Annotated in this window: 10 protein-coding genes; 8 read left to right on the top strand and 2 right to left on the bottom strand. The window is 55.8% G+C overall.

The features are described 5' to 3' along the window. The 4 genes from Q3981_RS02605 to Q3981_RS02590 form a co-directional block, all read left to right on the top strand. Positions 1–275: 4Fe-4S dicluster domain-containing protein (locus tag Q3981_RS02605; RefSeq protein ID WP_303123591.1), on the top strand; the 275-nt coding region annotated here is incomplete at its 5' end. Between the two features lie 166 nt (positions 276–441). Continuing rightward, the gene (locus Q3981_RS02600) at positions 442–765 is read left to right on the top strand and encodes a hypothetical protein (protein WP_303123589.1); all 324 of its coding nucleotides are present in this window, start codon (positions 442–444) and stop codon (positions 763–765) included. Positions 766–1,337: 572 nt separating this feature from the next. Further along, positions 1,338–2,855 carry a DUF445 domain-containing protein gene (locus Q3981_RS02595; protein ID WP_303123587.1) on the top strand — a complete coding sequence of 506 codons (1,518 nt, stop codon included), beginning with the start codon at positions 1,338–1,340 and terminating at the stop codon, positions 2,853–2,855. Between the two features lie 60 nt (positions 2,856–2,915). Then, positions 2,916–3,203, top strand: a complete 288-nt coding sequence (locus Q3981_RS02590) for a DUF2516 family protein (RefSeq protein ID WP_296137597.1) — start codon at positions 2,916–2,918, stop codon at positions 3,201–3,203. Here Q3981_RS02590 and Q3981_RS02585 read toward each other — a convergent pair. Further along, positions 3,197–4,057: a DUF2993 domain-containing protein gene (locus Q3981_RS02585; protein WP_303123582.1), complete on the bottom strand. Its 861-nt coding sequence runs from the start codon at positions 4,055–4,057 to the stop codon at positions 3,197–3,199. The two genes, Q3981_RS02590 and Q3981_RS02585, sit on opposite strands and share 7 nt — an antisense overlap. Positions 4,058–4,212: 155 nt before the next feature. Here Q3981_RS02585 and Q3981_RS02580 point away from each other — a divergent pair, with 155 nt between their 5' ends. From Q3981_RS02580 to Q3981_RS02570, 4 genes are all read left to right on the top strand, one after another. Continuing rightward, positions 4,213–6,168 (top strand): hypothetical protein, encoded by a 1,956-nt coding sequence (locus Q3981_RS02580; protein ID WP_303123580.1) that lies wholly within the window; start codon positions 4,213–4,215, stop codon positions 6,166–6,168. A 272-nt stretch (positions 6,169–6,440) separates the two neighbouring features. Beyond that, a complete protein-coding gene (locus tag Q3981_RS02575) occupies positions 6,441–7,022 on the top strand; it encodes a TetR/AcrR family transcriptional regulator (RefSeq protein ID WP_303123578.1) in 582 nt (193 codons plus the stop codon). Further along, positions 7,022–8,185, top strand: coding sequence for an MFS transporter (locus Q3981_RS10435; protein WP_368410054.1), 1,164 nt, complete (start codon positions 7,022–7,024; stop codon positions 8,183–8,185). Before Q3981_RS02575 ends, Q3981_RS10435 begins: the two co-directional genes overlap by 1 nt. Next, positions 8,182–10,518, top strand: a complete 2,337-nt coding sequence (locus Q3981_RS02570; protein WP_303123576.1) for a PEP/pyruvate-binding domain-containing protein — start codon at positions 8,182–8,184, stop codon at positions 10,516–10,518. Before Q3981_RS10435 ends, Q3981_RS02570 begins: the two co-directional genes overlap by 4 nt. A gap of 307 nt (positions 10,519–10,825) precedes the next feature. Here the strand turns inward: Q3981_RS02570 and Q3981_RS02565 are convergent. Next, on the bottom strand, positions 10,826–11,455 hold a 630-nt coding region (locus Q3981_RS02565; protein ID WP_303123574.1), incomplete at its 5' end, for a class I SAM-dependent methyltransferase.

Genomic DNA, 11,455 nt, shown 5'->3' with positions numbered 1-11,455 from the left:
GTATCGGTTGCGGCGCTTGTGTCGCGGCCTGCCCGAACGGTGCAGCGCACCTGTTCACCGGCGCGAAGTTGGAGCACTTGAAGCTCATGCCGCTAGGTAAGCAAGAGCGCGGTAAGCGTGCCCGCAAGATGGTGGACAACCTGGAAACCACCTTCGGCCCATGCTCGTTGTTCGGTGAATGTGCCGACGTTTGCCCGGCCGGCATTCCGCTGACCGCTGTGGCAGCCGTGACGAAGGAGCGTACTCGCTCCGCGCTGCGGAACAAGGACAAATAGGTCATACCTGTCACTCCTACGTTCTGTTGGCCTGCGCAGACACTGCAGGGTGGCAGTTCAGGGGTGACCCCCACGTTGGCTTATGGGTAGTCTTTTCCCCACAAGCCACTACACTAAGGGTCACACTCTATGACCCACCCTGATTCAGGTCGTGAAAGGTAAAGTTATGTCTTCGTCTGAGGTTCGATTTGAAGGCGAACCGCACTACATCGAGGGCTATGTCCCCGTATCCCTCGCGTCACCGCATTCATCGCTGCACAGTAGCAAGACATGGTCGGGGATGGGATTCGTCCTCTCCTCACTCGCCTTCTTCGGCATCTTCGTTTTCGGCCTCGCCACCGAGCTCTTCGGCGGTCAAGGCTGGTCCACCTACTTGCTATACGGCGGACTCATCGGCGGGATCCTGTGCCTCGCAGTCGGCTTCGGCCTCATTCACGCTGGCCGTGCCCCCTACCGCGAGTACAAGAAGCGCACCGGACGCCTTCACTAAAAGACGCCACGATGTATGTGGCTGTGCTGTTCTGAGCGGTTTAGCGCTGTTCAGCACGGCCCCCGCATGAATTGTGCATGCGTGAACGTCATCAATATCGCGCTTAGGTGAAATCAGATCCTGAGCACCTCCAGCAACGCCACCCCGTGAACGTGGGGTGGCGTTGTTTTTATGTTTGCTGGGGTTTCTGGTGGATAAGTGCCAAATGTGTCCGCGTGGCGGAAAACTGCGTGGGGATATGCGGGGTGGTGGCCAAAACTGCGTGGGTATATGGGCGAAAAATGGCCGAAAATTGACCATATTCTCCCGCACTTTTATTTTGGGGCGCATATTCCCCCGCACTTTTCGGCTCCAGGTGTAGCTTTCCCGCAATTTTCCGTCTACCGGCTCGTTTTTCCGTGCGTCGGTGCTTCGCGCCCCAGGATTCTGTCCGCACCGCCTTATGTCGTATAACCCGTGTTTTATGTTTGCCGGGTCGGGAGATTCAGCAAGACCCAAGCATGAACGCAACGCTTGTGCAGCACGTGTTAGCGCATGCGTGTCGTGTCCTACCGTCCTGGCACAATAGAACCGTGACTGATTCTCGACCCCGTCATGCCCTTCCCGCGGACAATTCACCCGATAACGATTCATCTACTCGTGCCTCTTCTGGAGACAACCTGCCACGTCGCACATCCTCCGACGCGGCCGTAGCCAGGCACGACGCATCCCGCCGCGGAGACCACGAAGCCTCGGCAGCTCCCGTAGCCGTTAACCACCGCGGACCGGTCGCCACCCAGGCGCCCGCACCACGCGGCACTGCGCCGTCAGGGTCGTCGGCGGAAACCCTTCCGCCGGTCAGCGATGAGGCAGGCCGTCGTCGAGAATTGAAAAAATACAAAGCCATCGCCACAGGACTGTTGGTTCTCGCGACGGTGATCTATCTCGTGTGCCGGTGGTTGGAGCAGGATTCCGACGCCGCGTGGATCGGTTATGTGCGCGCCGCGTCCGAAGCGGGCATGGTCGGTGCGCTCGCGGACTGGTTCGCCGTGACGGCACTGTTCCGGCGGCCCATGCACTTGCCCATCCCCCACACGGCGATCATTCGACGTAAAAAAGACCAGGTCGGCGAGGCATTATCGGGGTTCGTGGGGGACAACTTCCTCAATGCCGAGCTCATTACCGACAAAGTTCAGAAGGCCGACATTCCCGCCAGAGTGGGGCAGTGGGCGTCGGAACCCGCCAATGCGGCGCGCGTATCCGAAGAGGTTGGCAACGCGACGATCGCCATCGTCGAAGGCATCGACGATGACGAAGCCGCGGAGATGATCCGCACGATGGTGATCGACCGCATCGCGGAGCCGGATTGGGGGCCTCCCGCGGGTGCGCTCATGGAGCAATTCATTGCGGAGGGGAAGGCCGAGCCGATCGTCGACACGATTATTTCCTGGGCATATGACCGCGCGCGCGATTCTGAGGAGCTCATTACGCGGTTGCTCAACCAGCGGGCGCCGTCGTGGGCACCAGGATTTATCAACGATCTTGTGGGCGAGCGCGTGTACCGGGAGGTCGTCGATTTCGCGTACAAGGTGAAGACGGAGCCGGACCACGAGGCTCGCCAGGCGTTGCGTCGGGTGGTCAATCAATGGGCGTCGGATCTGCAGCATGACCCGGAGATGATCAACAGGGTCGAGGAATTTAAACACGATGTGTTGTCCTCCGCCCCCGTGCAAGCTGCGCCTGCGACTGTGTGGCGCAATATGAAAGAACAGATTGTTCGCATGGCGTCGGACCCGCAATCCCATGTGCGACGCAGGATCGCCGAGGAAGTCTCATTGTATGCCAACCGGCTACTGACGGATCCGGAGCTTCGCGCGCGATGGGGCGAGCGCGTCACGGGAACCGCGCGGTATATCGCGCAAAACTTCTCGGGCGAAGTGACCAGCATTATTTCCGAAACCGTCGAGCGGTGGGATGCCGACGAAGCCAGCGACAAGATCGAGCTCATGGTGGGGAAGGACCTGCAATACATTCGCTTTAATGGCACCATTGTGGGATCCTTGGCCGGGCTGCTGATTTACACGCTCTCGCAGCTGGTGCTGAGCCTGTAGTCTGGCAGTGAATCCGCCACCTTTGAGAACTACGTAGTGGGAGAGTCCGCGATGCATGTCATGATGACAATTTTCATGGTCCTCGGCTGGGTCATGGTGGCCATGAAATTAGCCATCACGGTCGTGGGGGTTGTGGGCGCCATCGTTGTGGCATCCACCCGCTCCGACGCGTTCGAAGCCGGGGATCGCCGTCCCAAGTGGCAATGGTTCGGAATTCTAGTGGTATCGACGCTCCTCGTGCTGTTCACCAGGAGTTTCATCTGGCTCTTCGGCATCGTGGCCATCGGCGTGTACTGGTTCGACGTCCACCCGCAGCTCAAGAGCATCCAAAACGGCGAATACTACTGATCGTTCTGCGTCCCCAGGATCTGATTGGCATTATCCGACAGCGCTTTCAGATCAACGTTGTGGCCTTCCTCCGTCACACGCATACCCCGGCTCGTGACCTCCACATGAGTCGCCTTTAGCTCCTTATTGCTGACATTGGCGGCATCCTCAATTTGCGACGTCAGAACGTCGGCCACAGACTGCGGAAGCGACATACCGAGCAACTTCGCGTTGGTCACCTTCATGGTGAGGTCGCCGTCGTTGATAGTGGGTTTGATCTCTAGATCGGCCAGGCCACCGGAAAGCTCGAGGCTGAAGGTGCCCTTCGATGGGTTGGGGTTGACGGCCGTGACTTTGATGGCACGATCAGCAATAGATTGCGCCGCGGGGGAGTAGGCAGCTTGGCGGTAGGCCTGACTGCTGGCGTTCTGCGAATTGGTGTCTGAACTGCTCTTTCGCGTCACGCCCCCCTGCGCCGCGGCTTCGATGTAATCGGTGGACAGCGTGGTATCCAGCGTGAGCGTGCCCGCCTTGTGGGAGTTCATGTTGAGGTTATCAATCGTGATTGTCGACGGCGGGTACCCGCTGACGTCCGGTGCGGACGTGGTGCCGTCGGGGTAGGTCACGTCGAGCGAATTCGGAATATCCACCTTCACATGGCTGAGCTTACGCGTGATTACCGCAGGTAGAACCGGGTGTGTGCCGAACGAGACCTGTGCGGAGGACGACGAGCCATCCGCGTGCTCTGAGAGCTCCTTTTTAATGTGAGAGGACACGTAGGCCCGCGCGGCGAATTCGGCGACCACGAGTACCACGATGGCCAGCACGATGACGACCACCATGATTTTTCCCAAAGAAGACTTAGAGCGATTCACGCGGACAAGTAAACCGGAGATCGTGGGGACTCGGCAAGGGAAAATGCCGTATTTAGGAATGTTGTAGAAAACTATTCAGCAAATTCACAGAGTAAGGGGCGTTTACGGGGCATATCTGCCGGTTTCTGTGACCTCGCGGACTAGGTTTTTAGGTAATGAAGGTTATCGATTATGTCCGGTGGATGGGAATTGCTGCCTGGACCGGTGGGCTGGCCATTCCCCGACACTCGCGCGGGCTGGCAATCAAGCCGGGGAGTTCCGCACGGCATATTTTGATCGAGAGCGCCGGAGGGTGTGCTCGGACACTCGAGACCATCGAACGAGAATACACGCATATCCAGTGGCTTCTCGGTGGTTCACCTCTCGACGAAACGGCGCTGGACTACGTCTACCACCAGGATTTGCGCATAACGGGCGGTGCTCTCACGAACTGCGATTTTGCTGTTGTTGATTTCAGTGATGTTCCCCGTGATTACAGCCCGGAGGCGTCGCTGGTGGTGGCACGTCAGCTCAGTACAACCACAGCCGGTGCAGTGCTATCAGAGCACATCCCGCCCTGGAATCTGGCCGAACCGCTGGGCCTTCTCGCCTTGGCCGTGCGTGAGTACTTGACTGGTTCCACTATCCAGGAGCTCACCCATGCTTACGGGCGTCGTTTTACTGAGAGGAACAGTGAGACCGGCAGAGCCAACCACACCGATGGCACGATGGCCTTTGGGCGTCTTGCGTATAGCGTTGCTCATCAGACTGGTATCGAACCGGCATCTTTCTTTCCTCTCATCACTTTGCACGTCCACGCCGAGGATCCGGTTTTCACTGAGCGGGTAGTTGAGCGGCTCATAGACCGTGCTCAGGCGTTCGCGACCACGTTCGGGAGTACCGTCGATTGTCGAGCAGTCTTTCACGATGTCCGACGCCACTCTTCGTGTCCCTCCACGGTCCACGAACCCGACGCTGAACAGACGCCGGTCATTTTTTACAGAATTCCGGTGGACACAGGAATTCTGCCCGACGTTTGCTTCCCCACCTTCTTGGCCGAGGCTGTCGCCTCTCCGTTGAGCGGAGAGTCACAGGCTAATCGAGAGCATAAGGCTGTCGTCGTGCATCGTGATCCGGATAGCGGCGTTATTGAGGCTCGTTCGTTTACACCAGGTCGGACTCTCATCGATCGCCGTATTCGATGGGGTGATTATCTCCGGCCGACTGAGGTTATTGGCCAGTTACAGCGCGAGTGTTCCTTGGCTGATCCTGACTGTCTTGGGGCACACGCCACGCCGACCGTGATGTGGGAATCTTTGGCGACGTGGGGACTGTCGGACGACGTCCGAGCCGGAATGAGCGACAAGTCTGAACTCGACGCTATTTCTGTGGATCGCGAACCACACACGTCCAGCCCGACAACAACCGTGCGCGCGGTCCACCCCAATGTTGTGTCGTTAATGCGTGACTCGGTAGATCGACCGCTGTTCACCGTGGAGGTCGACGCTACTGCGCCACTGGGCAACGTGATCCATGATGTGTGCGATGTTTTGGACGAACTCGGAGTTACTCCATCGATAGACTTCCCCGTCGAGATAGTGCGGGCTGGGACAGTGTGCTCGGAAACGCCAGTTGCTGCCCAAGTTCGGACAGTGACGGATAGTGCAGGCTCTGGCAACACGGCTCCAGGTAATCCGCGCCGGGCATCTCACTCGGACGCCTTACCGTGCCTATGGCCATTGGCGCTCGGAGCTCGAAGCGATGTTGTCACGGATCAGGCCATTTCACTCACTGCGGTGCGTTTAGCTCTCCGGGACTGTGTTCCCCTCGGTGTTTCGTGGGTTGGCGTCAAGCATTCGCGGATAGCGGGACCTACTGTTCAGCACTGCATCACGATGGCGATCGCGCGTAGGGATGACGGTGCAGAAGATGCGGAGCCTGATGCAGATATTCAAGGCCTTATCGACGCCGTGAATCAGATCTGTGCAACCCATTTTCCTGGCTTACACATTGCCTGTCAGGTCGTTAACGTGACCGAATGCTCGAACCTTCACCAGTGGGTCACGGCTACTGGATACCATCCAGTTTTTGGACTTCTACCAGCCTATATACAACTCGAGCGACTGGATTGAGTAGGACTACAGACGGCTAGTTTATTGGTAATAGGTCTGTTGGTAGCTGTTTCTGAGCGAGGTGGACGAGTATTTGTCGATGCTAGAAGTAAATGATCTGCGTGGGCTCGTGTAAAGAAAAGCGGAGATATGGCTATCGGGTTGGAGGGGGATCAGCGTCGGATCGTAAGTCTGTTTATGAGGACTTATAGGATTTTTAGATGACGTAAGTGCACACATGGGAGAACGGTTTTAAAAATGACCATGGTCAATTTTAATGCTACTCTATTTTTATGACCGTTAGCGATCGAGTTAACCGCCGCATGGAGGCGACGCGGAAACGAATTATCGAAGCTGCGTTGAATCTGTTCCTTGAGCAGGGGTTTGAACAGGCATCAGTCGCACAAATTTCGGAGGCTGCTGACATTGGCAAAGGTACGTTCTTCACATATTTTTCGACCAAGCAAGATGTACTCTCTTTTCTAGGGGAGCAGGTCTTAGCCATCATGGTGGAAGCCGATGATCCTAGTGAACGATCCGCTGATCGACTCCGTCACATCTTTACGTCGGCTGCAACATGGTTTGAGGACAACGAGGCACTCGCTCGCCAGATGTGCATTGCACGGTTATCTTCGCTGACACGCGCGGACGTTCAGTCATCGACGCCAGATCTTTTAAAACTTTTCGGAGACATACTTACTTCCGGGATTGAATCGCACGAATTTCGTCCTGTTAAATTTCAACCGGCGCTAACTCTTTTAGCTTCGGCTTATTTTGTTCCGGTTGCTTTGTGGGCACGGGATCCTCAGAAAGTGAACCTATCCGATTCGCTAGATGCTCAGCTTGAACTTGCATTGTCTGCTTTGGAGTCGTGATGTCAACACGAATCTCCCAATTCAGCTCGGTGCCGTTAGCGGTGTGCTGTGCTGCACTTGGGATGTTCACCTCCACGGTTCAGCAGACTCTCTTGGCAACCGCAACACCGACAATCGTGTTTCACCTGGGTCATGAGGAATTATTTGGTTGGGTCGCAGGATCCTACCTGGTTGCATTAACCGTGATATTGCTTTGGGCTGGCGTTACAACGGATCGGCTCGGGCCCCGTCCCATGTATCCAACAGGTATGGGATTGTTCATTCTTGGAACACTCGGAGTGTGTTTTTCCCCTGGCATGAGGTACCTAATTTGTTCGCGAACCGTGCAAGGCTTGGGAGCCGGAACCTTAGTTCCTGCGGCCCTAGGAATCGTCGGTCAGATAGCGAGCGATGTGCGGCGCGTTAGACTATTTGGTTTTCTGGGCGCCATTCAAGCCCTAGCCTTGGGCACCGGACCGATATGGGGTGGATGGGCTACTGACACGTTGGGGTTCCGTTGGGCAGTCGCAGTAACTATCCCATTTGCTATTGCTTGCTGGGTGCTCGCAGCCTTCTCGATGCCAGCGATGCCCCGTCAGTCACGATGGTGGCATGTTAGTGGTCGAGACACCGCTACACCGGTTCTTCTTAGCGAAAGAGTAGGTCCGTTGATTGTGGTTTTCCTCAGTGGAGGAATCCTGGTCGCAGCAGTTACATATTTACCCTGGATAATGGCCTCCGAACATGAGTTGAATGCTAGCCAGATTGGTACTCGGTTACTTCCCATGTTGGTAGGTTCTGCAATCGGTAGCGCTATGGCCGGTATAGCCATCGGATCACGGTATGTTGTGACTGCTTGTTGGCTATTGATTCTTGGTGCTGGAGCCGTGATGACACTGGGGAGCGTTACTGCTTTCGTGGTGGGACCAGTCGGTCTGGGCTTCGGATGTGGGTTGATAGTTCCGGTCATACTTACGCGAATCCAGTCGATCGTTAGTGTAAAAAATGTCGCAGCGGCGTCATCTTCAGTTCAGTTCGCCCGCCACGCAGGGGCTGGGGTGCTAGTTCCGGCAGTCGGTGTTTTCTTCGTTTCGACGTCGTCTCATACTGCTACTGTGGCCATGCTCTGCTGTCTCATGGCAGCTGCCGCTATCGGGCTACTTGTCTCTTGGAGGGACACATGATCATTGACTTCAAGGACGCTACTCTCGCCTCGGGTGGCGGGAAATCTGTCAACCTTGGTGAACTACAGCGTGCCGGTTATCCGGTGCCCGATGGATTTGTTATTACTGCAGACGTCTATCGAGATCTAGTTGCGGAAATCGATATCAGAGCTTTGCTCGCTGAAAGCTCAAAAGCGGTACGTTCTGCCATCGAGACCCAACCGATACCGAAAACTCTTGAGCGAGAGCTTCGCGCACGCCTTAAACAGTGGGGAGATAACTCCCCTGTCGCAGTCCGGTCATCGGCGACCGCTGAAGACCTCCCCACGGCCTCCTTTGCTGGGCAACAAGAAACCTACCTGGGAGTAACTGGACCAAACGAGATCATGAACGCGGTTCGTCGATGCTGGGGTTCATTGTGGACTGAACGGGCGATTCAGTATCGCGAGCTTAATGGATTTGACCACCTCAACGTCGCTTTATCGGTTGTGGTTCAGCGCCTTGTCGATGCAGACACAGCCGGTGTCATGTTTACTCAGAACCCGATTACAGGTGATTGCGAGGTACTCATTAATGCCTCCTGGGGCCTCGGCGAGAGTATCGTATCCGGTGCAGTATCACCAGATGAATACCGTGCCACCCCAGGAGAGATTATCGAGAGGACATTGGGTGCAAAGAAGATCCGTATAGACCGGATTGGTGCGGCCATTCGTCAGACCGACGTATCACAACGGAATCAACAGCGGCTGTGCTTGGAGGACAAACAGGTTCTAGCTTTAGCGCAACTTGGAAGGGACATCGAACGAAAGTTTGGCACGCCGATGGACATTGAATGGGCCTACGCCAACGGAGAATTGTGGCTCCTTCAAGCTCGCCCGATTACTACGAAAGTCAAACACACACCCAATCATAAGACTCCGACTGCGACAGTCACGGGCCGTCGAATTGCTAAAGCATCAGTTCTCTTTCACACAGATCTCATCGAGCACTATCCAGGTCCGTTTCCCCTAGACCTAGCCGCGATTATCCCGATGCATCACCAGTTACAGTCCGTGATGTCCAGCATTGGCATTGTTTACAGTCCAATCGAACGGTTGATTAATATGACTGGAGACGGTGCGATCAGTGTGAGTTACCCTGACGTTAAACTCAACTGGCGCATTGTCCGACTACTCTTTTACTCGGGACCAGATCCTGCCACGTGGCCGGTGGTGGAACAGCATTTTAGGGCTAGGCTTTCCGACGCCTTACCGTCCAATCTAGATAGCATCCCGGACCAAGAGCTTATTCCGCTGCTTAACAGAGTGCTCGGTATCGTTAATGAGATTGCAAAAACGCGTTTCCTTGATTTCGTTGGACCGGCTCAATTTACCGGCATCCGTTTGGGTTTTTACCTCAGATTAGCCAGGCGGTCAGACCTTACCCCTTACGACCTCTTAAACGATCTCTCCTTTGTCACCGCCGATATTAACCAAGGTCTACGAACCCTTGCTACCTTGGATCCGGAGAGCCCAGAATTCAATGACAAGTTCGGTCAGTTCCTTGGACGCTATGGCGCTAGGACTCCCCAAATGTACCTGCCCTTCTCACACCGTTCATGGCAAGAGAATCCCGATGCTCTCAAGGCAACGATTGACGCTATTCGACCAGGGCGCATGAACCGCACGCCACAGTCACACGAGCAATTAGCAAACACGATTACACATCGACTACCTAAATTCCTGCGTGCTGGATTTGCTCGTACTCTTTCCACGTGGCGTTATGGACACACTGCAAGAGAAGCGTCGGTTTACCTTATCGAAGAGGCTTATGTCATCGCCCGCAGGGTGACTGATGAGATCGCCCGAAGGCTAACGCTGCGACGCTTTTTGCCGGCTACCGACTTCATTAAGTATCTGACAATTGAAGAAATAGGATCAATTCTCGACGGAGTACTTACTCCTGAACATAGCTTTAACAAAGCGACAGCTAGAGCGCACGCGCGGCCTACTGCCGCTAGTGCTTGGTGGGTTCAGGCGGCGCCTACAAATAAAGACAAGACTATTAAAGGCGCAGCAGGAAGTCCGGGAAAGGTCACAGGCCGAGCTCGCATCGTCACTAGTCCGGATGAATTCGGTCTTCTCGAACCTGGCGACATACTCGTATGCCAGTACACTGATCCGTCGTGGACACCCCTGTTCAACCTGGCTGCGGGAGTTGTCTCGGACACGGGTGGCCGTCTATCGCATGCCTCTATCGTCGCCAGAGAATATGGTATCCCGGCAGTGATGGGGACAGCGGAAGCAACCACCAGTATTACTGACGGTCAAACTATATCCATCGACGGAGATAAGGGGATAGTGATATTGACCTAGCCCGAATGAATGACAGTAGACATAGCCTTCGAAGTTGTGGAACCTGCAAGTCAAGCCGGAGAAGAGGCAGTTGGTGTCCTCATATGACGTGTGTTCAAGTATTCGGCTCGCTCGGCTACATGATTTCCGAATAAGGGGAATATGAGCTCACCTCATCCCGTCTTCGTGAGTGAAGTCCGGCATGAGGACACCGTTGACGACCCCTTTCCCAGAGAGTATTGGAGGTTAACCTTTGCTCTTCAAATGGGGGGCGGTTAATGGAGGAAAGCCTCCCTGTTATCTTTTCGACACTGCTTTCTCACCGATCTTACCCTTCCGCAACAGCATCCCATGGAACGGTGATGACGTTATCGCGGATTCGTCGTCTCGGGGGAGCGACGGGAAATCCAGATCTGTGCAGGTAGGTCAGCGCTTCCCGCCACCGGACGCGGGGGCCGTACACATCGAATGGCGCTGTTCTGTTCCACGCGTCGTCGAGCGTCATCAACAGATCGTGGACAGGATCGCCCGGAACATTGCGGTGGATCAAAACTTTAGGCAGACGTTCGGCCAGGTCAGAGGGTTTCTCAACGTCGAAAGGATCCCATGCGAGGGTCAGCGTGCGCGGCCCGTCGGCGTCGAGGAGAATCCACGAGCACCGGCGGCCGAGTTCGTCGCAGGTCCCTTCGATGATGTGCCCGCCCGGAGCGAGTCGGGATTGCATCGTGTCCCACGCGGCGTGAACATCCGCGACATCGTATTGTCGCAGCACATTGAATGCGCGGACCAGGTGCGGGCGCAGCCCGGCCAGCTCAAACCCGCCGAGCGCGAAATGAACCCCATCGCGGTCGGGGAGGACGCGTTCGGGGTCGATCTCCAGGCCGGTGACGTCAATAGTAGGGCGAATAGTGCGCAAACGGGCGGCCCACTCGCAGGTGGTTGTCCAGCTCGCGCCGTA

The sequence above is a fragment of the Corynebacterium sp. genome (assembly GCF_030530965.1).
Taxonomy (GTDB): domain Bacteria; phylum Actinomycetota; class Actinomycetes; order Mycobacteriales; family Mycobacteriaceae; genus Corynebacterium.
Note: the sequence above shows the minus strand (reverse complement) of the source record. Positions and strands in the feature narration are given on the sequence as shown.